This is a genomic window from bacterium (assembly GCA_040753085.1).
Classification (GTDB): Bacteria; UBA9089; JASEGY01; order JASEGY01; family JASEGY01; genus JASEGY01.
This window is the reverse complement of sequence record JBFMHI010000015.1, coordinates 1-20520: the sequence shown is the minus strand read 5'-3', so window position 1 is coordinate 20520 and position 20520 is coordinate 1. Positions and strand designations below refer to the sequence as shown.

The following is a 20520-nucleotide window of genomic DNA, read 5'->3' as shown; positions in this document are numbered from 1 at the left end:
AGCTTTCCGCCTTTCGCCTTCAGCCTTCCACCTTCAGCCTTCCGCCCTCAGCCTTCCACCTTCAGCCTTCCGCCCTCCGCCTTTCGCCTTCAGCCTTCCGCCTTCAGCCTTCCGCCTTCAGCCTTCCGCCCTCAGCCTTTCGCCTTCAGCCTTCCGCCTTCCGCCTTCAGCCTTCAGTCTTCAGCCTTCAGCCTTTAGTCTTCAGCCTTTAGCCTTCAGTCTTCAGCCTATCTGCTGTCCTCCAATCCCCCTACATCTCTCTCGTGAATAACCAGCACAGGCCGTTTGGCCATTCGGACTACATTTTCAGAAACACTGCCCAGAAGCATCTCTTTAACTAACCCCTTGCCATGAGAGCCTAAAACAATAATAGAAATATCTTCCTCTTCAGCTATATCAAGGATCCTGGCCAGAGGAACCCCCGTAGATAGAGAGACCTTGACTTTATACTCCCAGGTTTCAAGTTCTTCCTTAATTCTTTCCAGGCTATGACGCCGGGCAATCCTGACATCTTCAAGACTTTCTCTGGTGATATGCCGCTCATCTATGGTGTGAGCTACAAGTACCTCCTCAGCCCCGGCAGTTTTTAAGCTCTCTATATATCTCAGGGTATTTTCTGAGCAGGTTGAGAAATCAGTAGGATAAAGGATCTTCCGGAAGGTATTTTCTGAAACCCGCTCCAGGACCACGCCTTCTTCGCCTTCCAGGAGCCGATATCTAACTATCAGAACCGGAACCTTGGCTTCACGAACGACCCGCTCAGAGACGCTGCCCAGTAGAACCTCTTCCAAAGGACTCTTACCGTGTGAACCGAGGGCGATTAGAGTTACCTCTTCCTCTTCAGCCGCCTTAAGTATCTCTAAATATGGAGATCCCTTTCTGACCACTGCCCTGACGCTAAACCCCTCTTTTTCCACCTTTGATCTTATCTCTTCAAGTTTTTTTTCCACCTCAGCGGCCATATCTTGAGCCACCGGATATTCCACCCCCCGATCATCAACCACGGTAATGAGGATGATTTCTTTTACCCCGATTTCTTTAAGGCCTAAGAAACACTCTAAAGTCTTCCGGGCATGGCTTGAAAAATCAGTGGGTAACAGGATTCGAGTAAACATTAAACCACCGTTCCTTTGGTTGGAAGCGATCAGTCGTTACTTTCTGGCTATCACCATCGCCCCAATCAAGGCAGCCAGTAGGACAACAGAAACAACCTCAAAGGGGAAGACATAAGTGGTCAGAAGTAGTTTCCCAATAGCCGGGATAGCCTTTTCTGGTGCACCTCCTTCTGTTACCACCCAATTAGTTTCAGAAAGACCGGTGATTAAAAGCCAGCCAAAGAGAACAACTATTATCAAGGAGATGGTCCACTGTTCATTCACCTGCCTGAGCCGCTTATCCGCTACCTTGAAGGTGAGCATAATCAGGAAGAGGAAAAGAACCGTGATCCCCCCTACATAGACAAAAACCTGCACCGCCGCTAGGAATTCAGCATTTAAAAGCACGTAAAACCCGGCTACACAGAAAAAGAAGAGGGCCAAAGAAAGGACCGCATGGACCAGGTTCTTTAAGGTAACTACTAATAAAGCCGAAATCACCGCTATGACGGCCAGGATGTAAAAAGAAATTAGTTCCACCATAATAACATTCCCACCCCTGTGATTAAAAGATTAATGAAGGCCACTGGGATAAGGAATTTCCAGCCAAAAACCATCAACTGATCTACCCTTATCCTGGGGTAGGTCCACCTGAACCACATCAGGACAAAAACAAGCCCAAAGGTCTTGATCAAAAACCAGACAATAGGTGGCAGGACCGGGCCTAACCAACCACCCAGAAAGAGAGTAGTTGCTATGGCTGATACGATAAACATATTGGCATATTCAGCCAGAAAAAACATGGAAAAACCCATGGCAGAGTATTCGGTATGAAAACCGGCAATGAGTTCGGACTCTGCCTCCGGCAGATCAAAAGGCGCTCGATTGACCTCAGCCGTAGCCGCCATAAGATAAACAAAAAAGGCCACCGTCTGATAAACTATAAAGGGCCATCCCAGTTCCTTTTGAGCATTAACAATGTCAACCATACTCAGGGAACCGGTAAGCATAATCACTCCCAGACAGGACAGGGTAGCCGCTACCTCATAGCTGATGATCTGAGCCCCGGACCTGAACCCACCTAACAGGGAATACTTGTTGTTCGAACCCCACCCCGCCATGAGGATGCCGATAACCGCCACGCCCCCTATGGCTAAAAGGTAAAGCCACCCAATATTGAGGTCGGCAATAATCATCCCCGGACTCCACGGTATGACTACGTAAGCGGCCATAGCTGAGGCAAAAATTACTACCGGCGCCAGGATATAAACCACTTTATCCGCCTTATGGGGAGTAATTCTTTCCTTAAAAAGAAGCTTGACCGCATCCGCTATGGTCTGCAAAACGCCATGCGGGCCGACCCGCATAGGGCCAAGCCGGTCCTGCATATGGGCGCTCACTTTCCGTTCCAGCCAGACCATACCCAGCACGCTTATCGAAACAAAACCCATTATTATCCCCACCACCATCAGCATCAACAAAATATCCAGGTAAAATAAAGGGAGGCCATATTGCTCACAGAACCCGGCCAGGGTGTCATAAATGAGCTTCATTAATTTATCTGTCTGGTATAAGTAAGACATCGTTAATAATTATTAATGTAACTATTCAGCCACAGATTTACACGGATGAAACACTGATTTTTTATTTTATCCGTGCTAATCCGTGTCAATCAGTGGCTGAATAATTACATTGTTATTTAGTATACCTCTTTATCACCGGCCCCTGCTGAAGGACTTCCTGCTCGTAGATCATCCCGCTTCGATCATATACCGCCAATTCATAATCGGTAGAAAGCATAATGGCCCCTTTAGGACAGGCTTCGGCACAGAGTCCACAAAAGATACAACGAGAGATATCCACCTCAAAACTCTCTACTTCCTTTTCGTGATCCGGACCTTCCAGGGTGTTGATCTCTATGGCCTGCGACGGACACATCCGGGCACAGAGATAACAACCCACGCACTTCCCTTTCCCCGTGGTTTCATCCACTACCAACCTGGTTACTCCCCGCCACCTTTCAGGCATCTCCCATCGCCTGGCCGGGTATTGAAGGGTGACCGACGGTTTAAAGAGATGATAAAAGGTTTGGACCAGCCCTCGGCAAAGATAGTATATGTCAGTGACTAAAAACATAACAGCTTACTTCTCCTACTCAAGCTTTATCTTCCTTGATTCCTCGAAACCCGAAGCTAATATTATCCCTCTGAAGAGACCATTTCCGGCATAATCATCACGCCTTCACCACCTTGACGGTGCATATCTTCCCCTCATATCTCCCCTCCTTAAATTCAGGCCAGGGGAGAAGATTCATCAGCCCACTTTCCGGATGACGGCGTATAAGGACTCTTCCCTGAGGCAGGCGCTCATTCACGGCTGCCTGAAGAAGGGTTTCTCCATGCCTTGACTTTACCTTAACCTGGCTTCCAGCCTCTACCTCATAAGATTTAGCATCAACAGAACTTATCTCCACCCTGGCCCCAGGTGAGACCTCAGCCAGGGCAGAAGAATATCTCGAAAGGGAACCGGAATGGAAATGGAGACCCCCATCCATCAATATCAGGGGGTAATCTTCATTAATTTCTTCGACTATATCCTTAGGCTCAAGCCCAACTAATCTTCCTTTTCCTTCAAAGGTCTTAGCCTGTCCAAAATCAGGCACCAGTCTCTTTATCTCCCCTCTTACCTCAGCCGCGGACGAGTAATTCATTTCATGTCCCATCAAGTTTGAAAGCTCACAGATAATATCCAAGTCCGGTCTGGCTTCTCCAGGCGGGGTTAAAGCCGGTTTAATCTCTTGAACCCTGCCCTCCGTATTGGTATAGGTGCCTTCTTTTTCCGCAAAACCTGCGGCCGGGAAGACAATATCAGCCATAGCCGCCACTTCCGTTAGGAACAAGTCCTGAACTACCAAGAAATCCAGTTTCTCCAGGGCTTGTTTGGTGCGGACCGGATCAGGGCAGGCAGCTAACGGATTCTCGCCAATCAAATAAAGGCCTTTGACGGCCGTAGACTTACTAAGTATGTCTACCGCGCCTAGGCCTTCTTTGGCTGGCAAGGGCGCTCCCCAAACCTCTTCAAACTCGCCTCTATTTCCCAAGCCTTGATACCCTGGCAGCCAAAATGGCACTGCCCCCATCCAAAGGGCCCCAGCCGAATTATTGCGCTCCACCAGATAGGCTATCCCTTCAGGGTTACCGGTTATCAAGGCCAGATTAATGGCGGCCTGAACCAACCTGTCATCTTCTCCCAGTGGGGCATATCCGGCCGAAATAACTATGGTCGGCCTTTCGGCCCGGGCATAAGTCCTGGCAGCCTCAATGACCGCCGCCGGTTCTATTCCTGTCATCTCCTTCACCTTATCCAGCGTGTAGGCGGCCACCACCTTGCCTAAGGCTTCAAACCCCAAGGTCCTGGTATCTACAAACCCTCTATTAATTAGATTTTCTTCTATCATCACCCGTATCATGCCGTTTAGGAGGGCGATTTCGCTGCCTGGCTGATAAAAAAGGGTGTGCTTGGCATGCCGACTGAACTTTATGGGGTAAGGATTAGCCACTATCAAAGAGGCCCTGCCTCCTTTGACGGCCAGATTGACCTTTATCCCAACCACGGGATGGGTTTCGGAAAGGTCAGAGCGCAGCAATAAGATACAATCCGAATTTTGTAAGGTTTCTACTCTTCCCAGACACCCCAGGGAATCTTTCAAAGTCGAGAGTCCGGTATGCCCGTAACCGCCGGCATGGTCGATATTATTTGTGCCCAATCCGGCCCGGATAAAACGCTGAAAAAGATAGATATCTTCATTGGTTAGTCGAGCTGAACCTATGCCGGCCAGGGCATCCGGACCTATCTTTTCCTTGATCTGTCTAAATCTTCTTACAGCTTCATGCAAGGCTTCCCGCCAGCTAACCTCTACCAGTCGTCCTTCCCTCTTCATAAGAGGCGTAGCCAGCCTTTCAGGATGGTGAATATATCCCCACCCAAAGTGTCCCCTGACACAGAGGTTTTCATCATTAACCGATTCAGAATCAGCGCCCCTGGCTCTGAGCACCCGGCCCCGCTTTACGCCTAAGGTGAAAGAACAACCTGCCCCACAATAGGCACATGTAGTGGCCACATTTTTAAGCTCCCACACCCTGCCCCGATGTTTAAAAAGCCTGGAAGTGAGCGCCCCCACCGGACAGATGTCGAGACACTGACCACAGAACTCACAGTCAAGCGGCCGATCAAAATCGGTTCCGATCCTGACTTCATATCCCCGTCCAATAAAACTGGTCTCACCTACATCCATCAATTCATCACAGATACGGACACATTTACCGCACAGGATACATCGGTTGAGATTCCTTTCGATCAAAGGGCTGACTACATCCACTCCTAAATTGGCCTTGGCTCCGGTAAAACGATTCTCACTCACGCCATACTCGTAAGTCAAATCCTGCAACCGGCACTCACCGGCCTTATCACAAACCGGACAATCCAGGGGGTGATTTATCAAGAGAAGCTCCAGCATGGTCTGGCGGATTTTTCTAACCCGGTCAGTAGTGGTCTTAATTACCATACCTTCATCAGCCGAAGTAGCGCAGGCGGGAACGAAGCCTGGCCTCGGTTTTTCTACCTCCACCAGACAGATTCGGCAGGCGCCCATAGGCAGAAGCCGGCGGTCGTGACAGAGGGTGGGGATTCTAATCCCCATCTTCTCTGCCGCTTGCAGGATGGTTGCTCCTTTTTTAACTTCAACTTTTTGTTCGTCAATAGTTAAGGTAATCATTAGTTAACCTTGGCCAGAAAATCTGCTCGGAAATACCTGATGGCCGTCAAGAGCGGAGTAGGTGAGGCCATGCCCAGACCGCAGCGTGAGGAGACCTTCATTGTCTCGGCCAGATCGACCAATAGATCGATGTCCGCCTCTCTGCCTTCTCCCTTCATTAATCGACTTAAGATGTCATATATCTGTTTACTGCCAATACGACATGGGATGCATGCCCCACAGGACTCGTGCAGGAAGAATCCGGCATTCTGCCGCACCAGATCCACTATATCGGCCCCTTCGGCAAAGACGGCTATTGCGCCTGAACCTACTCCGGAACCAAGGGGTGGCAGAGATTGATAATCCAGCGGGGTGTCCAGATGTTCCGAAGACAAAAAGCCGCTGGCCGCCCCTCCACAGAGGATGGCCTTCAGGGGCTTATCTTCTTTCATCCCGCCGGCCTTCTCATAAATAAGATGTCGCAGCGTAACCCCAAAAGGGGCCTCATACAATCCCGGAGACTTGACTGCCCCGCTTAGGCAGAAGATCTTTATCCCTTTCGAGCTTTCTGTGCCTAAGCCGGCATACCATTCGGCGCCCCGGTCGATGATAAGGGGGATATTAGCCAGGGTTTCCACGTTATTTATGGCCGTTGGTTTTTGCCACAGTCCAGCGGTAGGCGGAAAGGGGGGCTTTAGCCTCGGTATGCCTCTTTTCCCTTCTATGGCGGCAAAAAGGGCCGTCTCTTCACCGCAGATATAGGCCCCAGCTCCGACCCTGAGGTGGGCATTGAAAGAGAAGCCCGAGCCGAGGATATCTTCCCCCAAAAACCCCTTTTCCCTGGCCTGCTTGATGGCCTTTTCTACCCTGGAGATGGATAGCCCATATTCACCCCGGATAAAGATATAGCCATTCTTAGCACCCGTGGCAAAACCAGCGATGATCAGCCCCTCTAAAACGTGGTGGGGATCAGCCTCCAGCAGCATGCGGTCCTTAAATGTCCCTGGCTCGCCTTCGTCGGCATTACAGACGATGTATTTCTCATCTCCCTTAGCCTGCCGGGTAAATTTCCATTTAAGGCCGGTGGGGAAGGCTGCTCCGCCCCGACCTCGAAGCCCGGAGGTCTCGATTTCAGCAATAACCCCCTCCGGCGTCTTAGCAGATAAAACCTTCTTTAAGGCATTATAACCCCCTGCTTTTTGGTAGCTCTCTATATCTTCGGGGTCTATTACCCCACAATTGGCCAAGAGAATCCTCTCCTCCAACTATGCTTCCTCCAATAACCTTGAAACATCTTCCGGGGTCAAATTATAATAAGTCCGGTCATCAACCATGGCTACTGTGGCCTTGTCACATGCCCCAAGACACGAAACCGTCTCCAGGGTAAATTGTCCATCTTTCGTTGTTTCTCCCGGTTTTATGCCCAGTTTTTTCCCCAATTCAGCCACCAGTTCCTTGGCCCCCCTCTCGTAACAAGTGATACTGTCACAGACCTTCAGGCATTTTTTACCATGAGACTTAGTGTAATAGAGGGTGTAGAAACTCACCACCCCATAGACATTACTGGGAGAAACTCCCAGACCAGCCGCTATCCGTCTAACAACCGGGGCCGGTAAATATCCACAAATTTGTTGAACCTCATGTAAAACAGGCAACAGATCAGCCTGGCCGCTTTCCCGGTGGGCCTCGATCACTGCCTCGATCTTCTTCCACTCTTCAGATGCGATCTCATCTGCCGGTAATTTTCCCTCTTTACATTGACATCCCTCGGACATAATCAATCCCTTCCTTTAAGGAGCTTAGGGAATAGCTCCTCAATCATCTTTACAAACGCCTCTACTTCGCAATAAGTTTCTTCGGTATCCTCTTTAGTAAATTCTTTTCTGTGTTTATAGTCTGCATCTTCTCTATCTTTTTTTATTCGCCTAAACCACTTAATATATTTTGTCTCGACTAAATCAGTCTTTATAAAATGAAGACTGAATAGATCGATTGCGCCGGTATGGGATTTAGGCAATAAATCCTTTATGATCAAAACAGCTGTAGCCGCATCTAAAAATGCATAGTAAGACCTAGAGATAGAGTCACCATAATTACCTGTATCAAGCAAGACTTTAGCACTCTTTAATTTCTGTCTCGCTGATTTAAGGTAATCTCTTCCGTTTAAGGATTTATTTCTATCTCGGGATGCCTCCACAACTCTATTCCATCCTCTTCAACATTAACAATAAAAGGCCAGTCTCTTCTAAGCATCCATTTATATTCAGCTAACGACATTTCTGTAGATGAGATATGTGATTTATAACCATATTTTTCATCTATCTCACACTCAATATCAAGCACCTTTCCTTTGAATTTTTTAGTCAACCTCTTTACTACAACCAGGACATCTACATCTGAATACCAATGTCGCTCTCCTCTTGCCCGAGAGCCATAAAGTTTAATTAACACTATTCGTGAAGCAAATTCCCTTAGCAGCCGCTCCCTAAATTCAGATAGGGCTTTTTCTTCGGTCTTATTTAGCCTTGGTCGGTTCACATTAAACTTCCTTCCTATTTATCTACCTCACCCAGGACAATATCAAGACTGCCAATAGCCGCCACTATATCAGCCACCATCTGCCCTTTGATCATCTCTTTCAGAAATTGCAGGTTGAGAAAAGAGGGGGGTCTTATTCGAAGCCGGTAGGGTTGACCAGAACCATCCGAAATAATGTAGAGGCCTAGCTCACCTTTAGGGGCCTCGATACTGGCGTAAACATCACCTGGGGGAGGAGCGAATCCATCGATAACAAGATGAAATTGATGGATTAAGGACTCGATACTGGTATCCAAACGCTCCCTTGGGGGCAGGACATATCTGGGGTCATCGACCATAATCCTGCCTTGGGGTATCTGCTCAATGGCCTGCCTGACAATGCGGCAACTTTGCCTCATCTCTCCCAACCGCACCAAATAGCGGGCATAGACATCACCGGCTTCTTGGGTGACTATATCGAAATCCATCTCATCATAAACACAATAAGGCTCTGCCTTTCGAATATCCCATTTTACGCCTGAACCCCTGAGCACAGGGCCGGATAGCCCCCAGTTTATCGCCTCATTGGCCGGGATAACCCCTACCCCTTGAGTTCGCTCCATCCAGATACGATTCTTGGTCAACAAGGTTTCATACTCGTCTACCTTAGCCGGAAAGATATCGGTAAATTTTTTGGCCTTTTCAATAAACCCCTCAGGCAGATCCGCCATTACTCCCCCAATCCGGAAGCAATTCAGGGTTAATCTCGCCCCACAGTATGCATCAAAGAGATCCATGATCATTTCTCTTTCCCTGAAGGCATACAACATAGGGGTAAAGGCTCCCATATCAAGGACATGAGTGCCCACTCCCAGCAGATGGCTTGACATCCTGGTCAGTTCAGCAATGATAACCCGGATGAAGTTGGCCCTTCGGGGGACCTCAATCCCTAAAAGCTTCTCAACGGCCAAACAGTAAGCCAGGTTATTGCTTCCGGCCGAGATATAGTCCAGACGGTCGGTTAAAGGGATAATCTGATTATATCGCCTGTGCTCGGCCAGCTTTTCAATGCCCCGGTGAAGATATCCGATTTGAATATCGCAATCCTTAATTACCTCACCATCCAATTCCAGGAGCAACCTCAGGACCCCGTGGGTGCTGGGATGCTGGGGGCCAAAATTAAGAATCATCTCTCGTTTCTCAGTCATCGCTTTGACCATCTCGATCCTGGATGCTCGATCCTGGATACTGGATCCTTTACCAGCATCGAGCATCGAGCATCGAGGATCGAGCATCGAGGATCGAGCATCGAGTATCGAGCATCGAGCATCGAGCATCATATGACGAACGGTTACGTTATATATTTTTCCCCTCTATCGAGTAATCACCTTTCCCTTTTAAGGGGTAATCCTTTCTCAAGGGGTGCCCTTGCCAGTCCGGCGGCAGATAAATCCGTCGCAGGTCGAGGTGATTTTCAAATTGAATACCCAAAAGATCGTAGGCCTCTCTTTCCATAGCCGACGCCCCTTTCCAAATGGAAGCCACTGAGGAGACCGCCTCATCTTCCGCCACAGAAACCTTAAGGCAAAGCCGATGGTTTTTAGCCATAGAGTAAAGATGATAGACCACCTCAAGGCGCTGGTCCCTTTCCGGATAATCCACGCCAGCCAGATCGGCCAGATAGGAAAAATCCCACCGGGGATCATTATAAAGGGCCTGGCATATTTCGAGAAGATATTCCTTGCCTGTCCTGATGGTCAGGTCAATTCTCTCCTCGATTGAGATCTTATCTCCCCACTCCTTTTTAAGGGTTTCGGTCAATTCTTCTCTGGTCATTTTTGCCACCTTGTTATCTACCAAGTTTCGAGTTAGAAATTTCGGGACGGTTCAAATCCTCCATTTTTCTTGTGAAACCTTGCGGGTCCTTCGTATCTTCCTCAATAATTCGGGGCAACCTACTCGGGTTACACGAGATCAGAAACCCGTTTTTTCGGAAAAACGGGTTTCTAATTTAGCCGCAAGCTTTCACAGTAAGATGAACCATCCCGGAATTTCGCCCTTTCCCAGACCCGAAACCGAAACTGTTTCTGCCTGCGCCCTACTTCACCTTATCAATAAACGCCCTGGTAGCTTTAACAGCATCTTTTACCATATTCACATCATATATTAAGCCTCTATAATATCCGGCTATGTGTAAGGCATCGTAAAGTTTCTCAAACTCCCTCAGAAGCTTTCCATCATGAACTACCAGGCGCTTTTTTATCGCCGTTCTGTATGCATCCACTGACTTTGGCAGCTCTTTTTTGGTAAGTCCTCTTTTTATTAGAGCCTCGTTAATTACTTCCAACACTGCAAGATAGGCAGTCCCAAAAGCTTCCCTTACTGGCTTTATATCCGTGTAGGTGTTCTCCTCAATAGGGATACCCTTCAGTATTTCTTTGGCGTTCTGTAGATATCTAATCGCTTCTTTCGGCATTGTAAATATAGTTACCTTTGGGACGGTTCAAATCCTCCATTTTTCTTGTGAAACCTTGCGGGTCCTTTCCTATCTTCCTCAATAATTCGGGGCAACCTACTCGGGTTACACGAGATCAGAAACCCGTTTTTTCGGAAAAAACGGGTTTCTAATTTAGCCGCAAGCTTTCACAGTAAGGTGAACCATCCCTTACCTTTCCAATCCGCAACCCGCCATTATTTAATCACCGAATCCTTCTTGATCCTATCCTGAAGTTTCATCAAGCCATACATCAGGGCCTCAGGTCGGGGTGGACAGCCCGGAACATAGACATCTACGGGGACAATCTGATCCACTCCCTGGACAACACTATAGGTGTTAAAAATACCTCCCGAATTGGCACAACTGCCCATGGCCAGAACCCATTTAGGCTCCGGCATCTGGTCGTAAAGCATCTTCAAAACAGAGGCCATCTTGTAAGTCAGAGTTCCGGCCACAATCATCAAGTCAGCCTGTCGGGGAGAGGGACGAAAGACCCCCATCCCAAATCGATCCAGGTCATACCTTGAGGCGCCGGTGCACATCATTTCAATGGCGCAACAAGCCAGACCAAAAGTCATCGGCCAAACAGAGGAACGCCTGCCCCAATTAATAACAAAATCGGCTGTAGTGGTAATAATCCGCCCACCAGGCAGCCGATATATAGTTGGCAATACATTATCTGTTATTAAACCCATCGCAGCACTCCTTTCCGCCAGGCATAAGCCAGCCCTACCAGCAGGATGAAGACGAAAATAAACATCTCCACAAAGGCGAAAAGCCCTAAGTCTCTGAATACTACTGCCCAGGGAATAAGGAAGACCGTCTCCACATCAAAGATGAGGAAGATGAGGGCGAAAAGGTAATAGCGAACATTATATTGAATCCAGCCATCTCCGGCCGGAATAACCCCGCACTCATAGGTAGAAGATTTTCTTTGGGTCGGCTTAGATGGGGCCAGAAGCCAGTTGGCAATGAAGGCCCCCAGCACCATAAAGATTCCTGCGGCCATAAAAAGAACCACATATCCGTAGCCTACAGGCATAAACATCACTCCTTAGAATCTTCTCAATAAATCGGGGTAACCAGGTGGTCGGTCATCCCAAAGTCACATAGCCCCAACAATAAATGAGGTTCTAATGTAACATAAACACTCATATTTGTCAAGAAAAATCTTTCCTTTACCGGTTATTAGGGTTCCTCAACAGACTTTTTCCGAGCTATGGCTATTTTTTGTTGACAGCCTTCCAAGATCAATGTTATACTAAAATTACTTAGCCTTCATCTGGAACACAGTGAATCCTGGAACCCTTGACCCCTATCTGACTCTAAACCGGCGAGGAACTTACGCCGTGTGGTAGTTACATCCCCGATTAAAAATGAACTCGAAACTTAAGAATGACCCGGCGGCCAGAATTAAGGAGCTTCAGGAGACAATTAAATACCACGATCGTAAATACTATGTGGAAGCTGCTCCGGTTATCTCTGACTACGAATACGATCAGTTGATGCAGGAACTGATTGAACTGGAGCAAGCGCATCCTGAGCTGGTGGTCCCAGATTCGCCTACTCAACGAGTGGGGGGAGAACCTCTGGCTGAGTTTGTCTCGGTGACTCACCGGGTGCCTATGCTCAGCCTGGATAATACCTATTCTACCGAAGAAGTAAAGGAATTTGATGCCCGGGTCAAAAGGGGGTTGGGCCGGGAAGGAGAAATAGACTATGTGGTGGAGTTAAAGATCGATGGGGTAGGTATCTCCCTTATCTACGACGAAGATGGTCGCTTGGTCCAGGGGGCCACCCGCGGGGATGGAATAAGCGGTGATGATATTACGGCCAACCTGAAAACGATCAGGGCTATCCCGCTTTCTATTGATCCTTCTCTTTGCCCGCTTGAAGTTCGGGGAGAAGCCTATATGAGTATCTCCGACTTTGAAAAGATAAATCAGGCGCGAACTGCGGCCGGTGAAGCCATCTTTGCCAACCCTCGCAATACAACGGCCGGTTCACTCAAGCTCTTAGACCCCAGGTTGGTGGCCAAACGCCCCCTTAAGGCCTTCATTCACTCCCTGGGTGATTATCCAGAGGGAGTCTTCGCTACTCACGCCGAAACCCTGAATAAGCTTGATCAAGTCGGACTGCCGGTCAACCCCCATCGAAAATTATGCCAGGGAATTACTGAGGTCCTGGCCTGCTGTAGTGAGTGGGAAGAAAAACACAAGAACCTGGGCTACCAAGTTGACGGCCTGGTCATCAAGGTCAATTCCTTGGGTAATCAGAGCCAATTAGGGGCTACCGCCCGAAGCCCCCGCTGGGCTATTGCCTATAAATTTTCTACCGGTGAGGCCATGACTAAGCTCCTGGATATCACGGTTCAGGTGGGACGAACCGGGGTCCTCACGCCGGTAGCCATCCTGGAGCCGGTTAAATTAGCCGGTTCAACTATCTCCAGGGCCACCCTCCACAATGAAGACGAAATAAAGCGATTGGAGGTCAAAATCGGTGATTTTGTGCTAATCGAAAAGGGCGGCGAGGTTATTCCCAAGGTAAATAAAGTCGTAAAAGAAAAGCGGACCGGTGAAGAAGTGGAATTTCACTTTCCCAGGACCTGTCCTGTCTGCGGGGCCGAGGTCTATCGTCCCCCAGGTGAAGCCCGGAATTTCTGTCTGGGGGCCGACTGTCCGGCTCAACTGATTAGACGAATCTCTTACTTTGTCTCCCGGCCGGCTATGGACATAGAAGGATTAGGGATCAAACTCATCGAGCAATTGACGGGCGAAGATCTGCTGCAGGATGCAGCCGATCTTTATACCCTTAAAGATAAAGAAGAAAAGATATTAGGCCTGGAAGGATGGCAGGAAAAGTCTGTGGCTAATCTTTTAAGGGCTATTGAACAATCCAAGGAGCAACCCGTAGATCGGTTAATAAATGCCCTGGGCATTCCCTTTGTGGGAGCCCAGACTGCCCGCAGCCTGGCCAACCGATTCAACTCCTTAGATGCCCTGGCCGCCGCCTCTTATGAGGAATTAATCGAAATAAGGGATATTGGCCCCAGGGTGGCGGAAGGGATACTGGCTTATTTTAGAGAACCCAAAAATCAGGAATTAATCTCTCGGCTCAAGAGCTACGGCCTGGGTCGAGTTAAAAGAGAGGGGGTGGGCTTCGAGGAATGGCGGAACAAAACATTCTGCTTAACAGGCAGCCTCCCCACCCTCTCTCGACAGGAAGCCGAGGAGATTATCGCCAGTTTAGGGGGCAAACCGGTCTCTTCAGTAAGTAAGCGGACTAACTTCGTGGTGGCCGGAGAGAATCCGGGATCTAAACTGACTAAGGCCCAACAGTTGGGCGTGACTATCATCTCCGGAGAGGAATTCGAAGGAAGGTTGAAGTCGCGGATAATCCTGAGGTGACGGCTGATTTTGTGGCCAGTAGAATAACCAAGATTAAGTATACAGACGACCTCTATGGGGGGCTAGATTTTTCGCTATTCCTGAAGATACGCCGCGTGATTTCTAGAGATTTACCATTACCATTAAAAACCATCCCAACCACTTTAAGGAGATTTACGCTAAGGTGGCCAGGATTGAATGGACAAGTGAGGCTGGGGTAGTCTATGTGGCCTATACCTGGAGATAGTATAGTCTGCTCGGTATTGGCAAAAAGCGTTCCTATATCTTCAGCGGAGGTGTAAAAAACGAAAAGTGCGGAACGTTTAAAAGTGACTATTCACGGGGCAGTGCAAGGCGTGGGATTCCGCCCATTTGTCTACAGGTTAGCCAGAGAACTGGGACTTGTAGGTTGGGTGCTCAACTCATCTGGGGGGGTGTTTATCGAGGTCGAGGGGGAACGTCCGGTGCTGGAAGGGTTCCTTTTGCGTCTGGAACAGGAAAAGCCCGCTCGGTCTATCATCCAGAGCCTGGAGTTCTCCTTCCTTGAGCCTGTCGGCTACACTGATTTTGGCATACGCCATAGCGAGGAAACAGGCGAGAAAACCGTCCTTATCCTTCCCGACATTGCTGCCTGCCCCAAGTGCCGCCGCGAAGTGGGTGATACTAACGATCGCCGCTATCACTACCCCTTCACCAACTGCACCCATTGCGGTCCCCGCTTTACCATCATTCGAGCATTGCCCTATGACCGGCCCAACACCTCTATGGCTCACTTCCCCCTCTGCCCCGACTGTCGCCGGGAATACGAAGACCCTCTGGACCGCAGGTTTCACGCTCAACCAGTGGCCTGTCCCGTCTGTGGTCCCCGGATAACCCTATGGGACGGGGCGAGAAATCACGAGAGTGACGAAGCCGTTCGGGAAGCGGCCCAGGCAGTGCGGGAGGGATATATCCTGGCGATGAAGGGGTTAGGTGGATTTCTCCTCATCGTAGATGCCCGAAACGAGACGGCGGTGCAGCGGCTGCGGGCGCGAAAACACCGAGAAGAAAAGCCCTTTGCTTTACTATATCCCTCTCTGGATGTAGTCGAGAGGCACTGTTTCGTCTCCCCTCTGGAGGAGCGGTTGCTCATTTCACCCGAATCACCTATCGTACTCTTACGCCGACGGCCTGAAGCGAATGTGGTTCCCTCAGTGGCGCCGGCCAATCCTTATCTGGGGGTGATGTTGCCCTACACCCCCCTTCACGACCTCTTGATGCAAGAATTGGACTTTCCCGTAGTGGCTACCAGCGGTAACCGGGCCGACGAGCCGATCTGCATTGATGAGAACGAGGCCTGGGAACGGTTAGGCCATATCGCCGATCTATTCCTGATTCACAACAGACCCATTGTCCGCCATTGTGATGACTCAGTGGTGCGAGTGGTGTTGAACCAGAAACTTGTTTTGCGGCGGGCGCGGGGATATGCTCCTTTGCCGGTGCTGTTTGAAGACAAAGGAGGAAGGACGAAGGATGAGAGACGCCTGACGAGGCGGCTGAAGGACAAGTGTCCGCCTATTCTGGCGGTGGGAGCGCATCTGAAGAACACCATCGCCCTGAGCGTGGAGGGGCAAGTCTTTTTGAGTCAACACATCGGTGACCTGGACACGCCGGAGGCCTGCGTCGCCTTCGAGCGAGTCATTGCCGACTTCCTACGCCTCTATGAAGCAAAGCCTATAGCCGTGGCCCATGACCTGCACCCTGATTATTTCTCCACCCAATGGGCCAGGAAGTTTGCTAATTCCTCTTCTATTGAACTTATCTCTATCCAGCACCACCATGCGCATCTGGCTGCCTGCCTGGCTGAGAACGAAGTAGAAGGACCGGTTCTGGGGATAACCTGGGACGGGACAGGTTACGGTCCTGATGGGACAGTATGGGGCGGGGAGTTCCTGTGGGGGGATGCCTCCGGCTTTGTTCGGGCAGCCCATCTGCGTCCCTTCCGCCTACCGGGCGGGGAGATGGCGGTGAAGGAACCCCGGCGGACGGCGCTGGGCATGTTGTGGGAACACTTCGGCCAGGAGGCGACGGAATGGAAAGACCTACCCCCCGTAGTGACCTTTTCCCCTGAAGAACGCCGCTTACTGCGACAGATGCTGGAACGAGGTGTAAACTGTCCGGTAACCACCAGCGGCGGACGTCTCTTTGACACCGCCGCCTCCCTGATAGGACTGCGACAACAAGCCGCCTTCGAGGCCCAGGCAGCGATGATGCTGGAATACGTGGTGGACGAGACAGTGACCGAGGCATATCCGCTGCCAATAAATAATGAGTGGGTGATAAATGACCGATCTTCAATCCCCACGGGTTTCACCCAGCCGAAGGAACTCCAGGACAGAGGCATAAAACCGATAATTTTGGACTGGGGACCACTGCTGGAGAAATTGTTAACCGATGTGCGTCAGGGTGTCTCGGTAGGGGTAATAGCCGCTCGGTTTCACAACGGCCTGGTAAAGGGAATGGTTGCCGTAGCCCTGGCTGTGGGGGCGAAGCGAGTCGCCTTGAGCGGGGGATGTTTCCAGAACCGCCTTCTCCTGGAGCGAGCTTTTCACCGCTTAAGCGAAGCCGGCATCCGAGTCTACCTTCACCAGCGCATTCCTCCCAACGATGGCGGCATCGCCCTGGGTCAGACAGCAATCGCAAAGTGGAAAGTTGAAAATTGAGAGATGAAAGGTCTCCATTCAGCCACTGATTAACACGGATTAGCACGGATAAAATAATCAAAAGCCACAAAAAAGAAGTGGGCTTACTTATCAATTTTTAAACCTAAGTTTTGCACGAAATCGAATCTATCGTCTTTCTTTTTCTATAAGCCACAGATTTACACGGATGGACACAGATAAGAACTAACTCTCTACAAGAATTTGTTTTTGTGATTTTTGTGAGAATTAATGGACATTCTTCTTTAGCATAACTTCTTTAATTTCAAGAACATAAAATATATTTTATGTTTATCCGTGTTCAATCTGTGTTAATCTGTGGCTGAAACTAATATTCTTCTTTTCGGGCCTTAGTGGCTTTGTAGCTGAGTAGTTAGGGGTAGAAATGAAAAAGATAAAGATCGCTGATAAGTTAATTGGTAAAGATGAGCCTACCTTTGTGGTGGCTGAGGTAGGGCAGAATCATAACGGGGATATAGACCTGGCCAAAAGATTAATTAAGGAGGCCGCCCAGTCCGGGGCTGATGCCGTGAAACTCCAGACAATATTCGCCGGCGGATTAGTGACAGATGATGATTCCGGCTATAAAAGGTTACAGGCCCTGGAATTTAATCTGGCCCAATACCAGGAATTATCAAAAACAGCCGGTGAGACGGGTATTATCTTCTTTTCCACCCCCTTTGATGAGAGGGGGGTAGACCTCTTAGAAAAGCTAAATGTCCCGGTGTATAAAATTGCCTCGGGTGATTTGACTAATCATCCTCTTATCGAATATGTTGGCCAAACAGGAAAGCCCATCATAATTTCGACCGGGGCGGCCGATATAAAGGAAATAAAGGAGGCCATCGCTTCAGTGGGGCATAAGGAAATTATTCTTCTTCACTGTGTTTCTAATTATCCGGCTTCGATCGAGGATATAAACCTGCGGGCAATGAGAGCTATGGAAGAGGTTTTCAAGACACCTGTCGGATTCTCCGATCATACGGAAGGGACCATTGCTCCCCTGGTGGCGGTGGCTTTAGGCGCTTCGGTTATCGAAAAACACTTCACCTTAGACAAGGCTTTGCCGGGACCAGATCACGCCCTTTCTTTGGATCCAGGTGAATTTCAAGGGATGATCAGAGATATCAGGATGGTAGAAAAGGCGCTGGGGTCGCCGGTAAAAGAAGCGGTGGCGTCTGAAAAACCTATTCGTAAGCTGGCCAGAAGAGGTCTAAAGGCAAAAGTAGACATTAAAGAGGGCGTCAGGATAACCGGTGATATGATAGCTGTCTTAAGACCGGAAACCGGCCTAGCGCCGCAATATCTGAAAGAAGTTATCGGAAGAAGGGCGAAACAAACTATTAAGCGGAATGAAGCCATTAGTTGGGAGGCCTTAGAACCACCTATAAATTTCGGATAGATTGGTAGTCGCCAGCTCGTAGCCGGCGTCCTTTCCAACCCCTACTGTATTTTCTCCTTCGCCCCTGCGGGGCTTAATTAATTTCCCATCCAATGTTCCGTAGGTTCAAACCTACGGCTAACATACTCCAGCCCTTCGGGCTTTAATAATGATTCCTGAACTCCAGAGTCTGTCAGGAGCAGGTTCTGTCAGAACTTGCCCTGATGAAAATCAGGGAACAGGTTTTATTAATATATCCTATTTATACGCCGAAGGCGTAAAGGAATTTAGCCGTAGATTTCAATCTACGGAATAATGGTATCCCCTAAGGTCAAGCCCTGACAGGGCGTAGGAAAGATTTCAACCCATTGTTTATAATTTCTAACCATACAGGTTGAAAAGTTTCTGCTTTTCTAACGACTGAGTTTAGTGGCGGCGGGGAGGATTACCACCAAACTTTGTAAGCACGATTACCCCTTGAGATATTGCAAAACTTGGGATGGTTCACTTTACTGTGAAAGCTTGCGGCTGAGAGGTAGGGTGGGCACCGCCCACCAAAAAGGCGTAGATGGCGAACAGATTGGTGGGTAATGTCCACCCTACTTCTGCGGAAGGTTAACCGCGCCTAAAGTTTCACAAGAAAATGGATGATTTTGAACCGTCCCCAAAACTTTCAATCACGGCACAGTCCTCCGCCGTCCGCTGCAACGATTGATTAAGCTTTTTCTCGTTTAACCTCATTATCAAAGCATGCTTTACTTTTATTGCCCACTTTTGGGATAATAGAGGAATTAAACAACTTAATGCCTTGTTCACAGCTTCCGAGTCAGGTAAATACTCTCGTATCTCTGGTTCAATCATCACTGCACTATCTTCAAGGTTGAAGTACTACACAAGAGTTGTTCCATCAGTCTTGTGGATCTTTACCGCATGCCCATCACGATAGGTCTTGTAATATTTACGTCGAATACCATCAGTCATTTTTGTGAAATCATATTCAGGTCGCATCAATGGTTATATCTCAGTCAATTCAGGAACGTGTTCGTCCTCATACTTTTCAATCAGCACACCAATCACTTCCATCAACGAGGATAGGGGATGATTTTCATCCTCGCCTACCACATCAATCAAAGCATCCAGTAAAGCTACAAGTCGTTGATATTCACTCTCCGTATGCGGAGCAAATACGACTGGTGATAGTGTTGGCCAGACGCGTTCCACTGTTTGTACTTCTGTCACCATGGTTTACTCCTTCCATAAGCCTTTATTATACTCGTCGTGCGTTAATACAGCACGAATATAAACCTTCTGACGATTGTAATGGATGGCCGCAATTAGACGCACCTTGCGGCCAATATTGAAAACGGTCAATTTTCCTACTTGGTCAGCGTCCTGAAAGACTGCACGCAACTCTGGAAACGAACGAAACCGCCCCGATTTCATCAAACCATACCAATGTTGAAGAACCGACTTGGCATCAGGATGTTTCTCTGCAAATTCATTCAACCGTTTTCGAGTAATGATATGCATTGACCTTTCCCTTTCATTTCTATGGAATGTGGATATTTCGATTCACTCTTCACTCCAATACGCTCCACGTTGTGTCTAACATAAAATTCAGCCACATCGCTTGCGGCACGGCTGAAATGATTCGACCTGTATGGTTAGGTCTATACTACTGTATTTTCTCCTTCGCCCCTGCAGGGCTTAATTAATTTCCCATCTAATGTTCCGTAGGTTCAAACCTACGGCTAACATACTCCAGCCCTTCGGGCTTTAATAATGATTCCTGAACTCCAGAGCCTGTCAGGAGCAGGTTCTGTCAGAACTTGCCCTGATGAAAATCAGGGAACAGGTTTTATTAATATATCCTATTTATACGCCGAAGGCGTAAAGGAATTTAGCCGTAGATTTCAATCTACGGAATAATGGTATCCCATAAGGTCAAGCCCTGACAGGGCGTAGGAAAGATTTCAACCCATTGTTTATAATTTCTAACCATACAGGTCGAGATTTTTTCTGAAAGTAGTTTTGAACCACGGAAGCACAGAAGACACGGAAAATAAGAATAATCTGAGAGAGGCTGTTTAAAAATTAGCAATATGATTGGGGAAGACAACTTCCCCGCTGTCAAAATCAGCATGTGCCGACTTTTTCAATAGTCGTGCAGAATGAGCAAATCAATACTAAAGC

20 protein-coding genes are annotated in these 20520 nt (G+C 48.6%); 3 read left to right on the top strand and 17 right to left on the bottom strand.

From position 1 onward, the window contains the following. Nucleotides 1–227: 227 nt before the first annotated feature. From AB1797_03470 to AB1797_03400, 15 genes are all read right to left on the bottom strand, one after another. Entirely contained in the window at nucleotides 228–1115 is an 888-nt protein-coding gene (locus AB1797_03470) for a universal stress protein (protein MEW5766672.1), read from the bottom strand. A gap of 36 nt (nucleotides 1116–1151) precedes the next feature. After that, nucleotides 1152–1637, bottom strand: a complete 486-nt coding sequence (locus AB1797_03465) for an NADH-quinone oxidoreductase subunit J (GenBank protein ID MEW5766671.1) — start codon at nucleotides 1635–1637, stop codon at nucleotides 1152–1154. Continuing rightward, on the bottom strand, nucleotides 1625–2647 hold the full coding sequence (gene nuoH, locus AB1797_03460) for an NADH-quinone oxidoreductase subunit NuoH (GenBank protein ID MEW5766670.1): 1023 nt from the start codon (nucleotides 2645–2647) through the stop codon (nucleotides 1625–1627). The genes AB1797_03465 and nuoH overlap by 13 nt, the downstream gene beginning before the upstream one ends. A 142-nt stretch (nucleotides 2648–2789) precedes the next feature. Beyond that, on the bottom strand, nucleotides 2790–3230 hold the full coding sequence (locus tag AB1797_03455; GenBank protein ID MEW5766669.1) for an NADH-quinone oxidoreductase subunit I: 441 nt from the start codon (nucleotides 3228–3230) through the stop codon (nucleotides 2790–2792). A gap of 97 nt (nucleotides 3231–3327) precedes the next feature. After that, on the bottom strand, nucleotides 3328–5868 hold the full coding sequence (gene nuoG, locus AB1797_03450; protein ID MEW5766668.1) for an NADH-quinone oxidoreductase subunit NuoG: 2541 nt from the start codon (nucleotides 5866–5868) through the stop codon (nucleotides 3328–3330). After that, nucleotides 5868–7112, bottom strand: coding sequence for an NADH-quinone oxidoreductase subunit NuoF (nuoF, locus tag AB1797_03445; protein ID MEW5766667.1), 1245 nt, complete (start codon nucleotides 7110–7112; stop codon nucleotides 5868–5870). Before nuoF ends, nuoG begins: the two co-directional genes overlap by 1 nt. Beyond that, nucleotides 7113–7622 (bottom strand): NADH-quinone oxidoreductase subunit NuoE, encoded by a 510-nt coding sequence (nuoE, locus tag AB1797_03440; GenBank protein ID MEW5766666.1) that lies wholly within the window; start codon nucleotides 7620–7622, stop codon nucleotides 7113–7115. It lies immediately after the preceding gene. Between the two features lie 2 nt (nucleotides 7623–7624). After that, nucleotides 7625–8044: a HEPN domain-containing protein gene (locus AB1797_03435; GenBank protein MEW5766665.1), complete on the bottom strand. Its 420-nt coding sequence runs from the start codon at nucleotides 8042–8044 to the stop codon at nucleotides 7625–7627. Next, complete coding sequence (locus AB1797_03430; GenBank protein ID MEW5766664.1) at nucleotides 8011–8385, bottom strand: nucleotidyltransferase domain-containing protein; 375 nt, start codon at nucleotides 8383–8385, stop codon at nucleotides 8011–8013. Before AB1797_03430 ends, AB1797_03435 begins: the two co-directional genes overlap by 34 nt. A 14-nt stretch (nucleotides 8386–8399) precedes the next feature. After that, nucleotides 8400–9572, bottom strand: coding sequence for an NADH dehydrogenase (quinone) subunit D (gene nuoD / locus AB1797_03425; protein ID MEW5766663.1), 1173 nt, complete (start codon nucleotides 9570–9572; stop codon nucleotides 8400–8402). Next, a complete protein-coding gene (locus AB1797_03420; protein MEW5766662.1) occupies nucleotides 9569–9694 on the bottom strand; it encodes a hypothetical protein in 126 nt (41 codons plus the stop codon). Before AB1797_03420 ends, nuoD begins: the two co-directional genes overlap by 4 nt. A gap of 26 nt (nucleotides 9695–9720) precedes the next feature. Next, the gene (locus AB1797_03415; GenBank protein MEW5766661.1) at nucleotides 9721–10200 is read right to left on the bottom strand and encodes an NADH-quinone oxidoreductase subunit C; all 480 of its coding nucleotides are present in this window, start codon (nucleotides 10198–10200) and stop codon (nucleotides 9721–9723) included. Between the two features lie 262 nt (nucleotides 10201–10462). Beyond that, on the bottom strand, nucleotides 10463–10840 hold the full coding sequence (locus AB1797_03410; protein ID MEW5766660.1) for a DUF5618 family protein: 378 nt from the start codon (nucleotides 10838–10840) through the stop codon (nucleotides 10463–10465). Nucleotides 10841–11055: 215 nt separating this feature from the next. Then, nucleotides 11056–11556, bottom strand: coding sequence for an NADH-quinone oxidoreductase subunit NuoB (gene nuoB, locus AB1797_03405; protein MEW5766659.1), 501 nt, complete (start codon nucleotides 11554–11556; stop codon nucleotides 11056–11058). After that, complete coding sequence (locus AB1797_03400) at nucleotides 11547–11909, bottom strand: NADH-quinone oxidoreductase subunit A (GenBank protein MEW5766658.1); 363 nt, start codon at nucleotides 11907–11909, stop codon at nucleotides 11547–11549. The genes nuoB and AB1797_03400 overlap by 10 nt, the downstream gene beginning before the upstream one ends. Before the next feature lie 328 nt (nucleotides 11910–12237). Between AB1797_03400 and ligA the strand changes: the two genes are divergently transcribed. The 3 genes from ligA to AB1797_03385 all read left to right on the top strand — a co-directional run bounded on the left by ligA (nucleotide 12238) and on the right by AB1797_03385 (nucleotide 18348). Next, nucleotides 12238–14268, top strand: coding sequence for an NAD-dependent DNA ligase LigA (gene ligA / locus AB1797_03395; protein ID MEW5766657.1), 2031 nt, complete (start codon nucleotides 12238–12240; stop codon nucleotides 14266–14268). 308 nt (nucleotides 14269–14576) lie between these two features. Further along, complete coding sequence (gene hypF / locus AB1797_03390; GenBank protein MEW5766656.1) at nucleotides 14577–16949, top strand: carbamoyltransferase HypF; 2373 nt, start codon at nucleotides 14577–14579, stop codon at nucleotides 16947–16949. A 382-nt stretch (nucleotides 16950–17331) separates the two neighbouring features. After that, complete coding sequence (locus AB1797_03385; GenBank protein MEW5766655.1) at nucleotides 17332–18348, top strand: N-acetylneuraminate synthase family protein; 1017 nt, start codon at nucleotides 17332–17334, stop codon at nucleotides 18346–18348. A 993-nt stretch (nucleotides 18349–19341) separates the two neighbouring features. On the opposite strand, the gene AB1797_03380 is transcribed toward AB1797_03385, so the two are convergent. Both AB1797_03380 and AB1797_03375 read right to left on the bottom strand, forming a co-directional pair. Continuing rightward, the gene (locus tag AB1797_03380) at nucleotides 19342–19569 is read right to left on the bottom strand and encodes a hypothetical protein (protein MEW5766654.1); all 228 of its coding nucleotides are present in this window, start codon (nucleotides 19567–19569) and stop codon (nucleotides 19342–19344) included. Between the two features lie 3 nt (nucleotides 19570–19572). Further along, nucleotides 19573–19857 carry a type II toxin-antitoxin system HigB family toxin gene (locus AB1797_03375; GenBank protein ID MEW5766653.1) on the bottom strand — a complete coding sequence of 95 codons (285 nt, stop codon included), beginning with the start codon at nucleotides 19855–19857 and terminating at the stop codon, nucleotides 19573–19575. Nucleotides 19858–20520 lie beyond the last annotated feature (663 nt).

Coding starts and splice junctions, on each gene's coding strand:
- nuoE (MEW5766666.1), bottom strand. CDS start 7,622: ATGTCCGAGGGATGTCAATGTAAAGAGGGAAAATTACCGGCAGATGAG.
- AB1797_03420 (MEW5766662.1), bottom strand. CDS start 9,694: ATGCTCGATGCTCGATACTCGATGCTCGATCCTCGATGCTCGATCCTC.
- ligA (MEW5766657.1), top strand. CDS start 12,238: ATGAACTCGAAACTTAAGAATGACCCGGCGGCCAGAATTAAGGAGCTT.
- nuoD (MEW5766663.1), bottom strand. CDS start 9,572: ATGACTGAGAAACGAGAGATGATTCTTAATTTTGGCCCCCAGCATCCC.
- AB1797_03470 (MEW5766672.1), bottom strand. CDS start 1,115: ATGTTTACTCGAATCCTGTTACCCACTGATTTTTCAAGCCATGCCCGG.
- AB1797_03400 (MEW5766658.1), bottom strand. CDS start 11,909: ATGTTTATGCCTGTAGGCTACGGATATGTGGTTCTTTTTATGGCCGCA.
- AB1797_03455 (MEW5766669.1), bottom strand. CDS start 3,230: ATGTTTTTAGTCACTGACATATACTATCTTTGCCGAGGGCTGGTCCAA.
- nuoB (MEW5766659.1), bottom strand. CDS start 11,556: ATGGGTTTAATAACAGATAATGTATTGCCAACTATATATCGGCTGCCT.
- AB1797_03465 (MEW5766671.1), bottom strand. CDS start 1,637: ATGGTGGAACTAATTTCTTTTTACATCCTGGCCGTCATAGCGGTGATT.
- AB1797_03410 (MEW5766660.1), bottom strand. CDS start 10,840: ATGCCGAAAGAAGCGATTAGATATCTACAGAACGCCAAAGAAATACTG.
- AB1797_03375 (MEW5766653.1), bottom strand. CDS start 19,857: ATGCATATCATTACTCGAAAACGGTTGAATGAATTTGCAGAGAAACAT.
- AB1797_03415 (MEW5766661.1), bottom strand. CDS start 10,200: ATGACCAGAGAAGAATTGACCGAAACCCTTAAAAAGGAGTGGGGAGAT.
- nuoH (MEW5766670.1), bottom strand. CDS start 2,647: ATGAAGCTCATTTATGACACCCTGGCCGGGTTCTGTGAGCAATATGGC.
- AB1797_03380 (MEW5766654.1), bottom strand. CDS start 19,569: ATGGTGACAGAAGTACAAACAGTGGAACGCGTCTGGCCAACACTATCA.
- nuoG (MEW5766668.1), bottom strand. CDS start 5,868: ATGATTACCTTAACTATTGACGAACAAAAAGTTGAAGTTAAAAAAGGA.
- AB1797_03385 (MEW5766655.1), top strand. CDS start 17,332: ATGAAAAAGATAAAGATCGCTGATAAGTTAATTGGTAAAGATGAGCCT.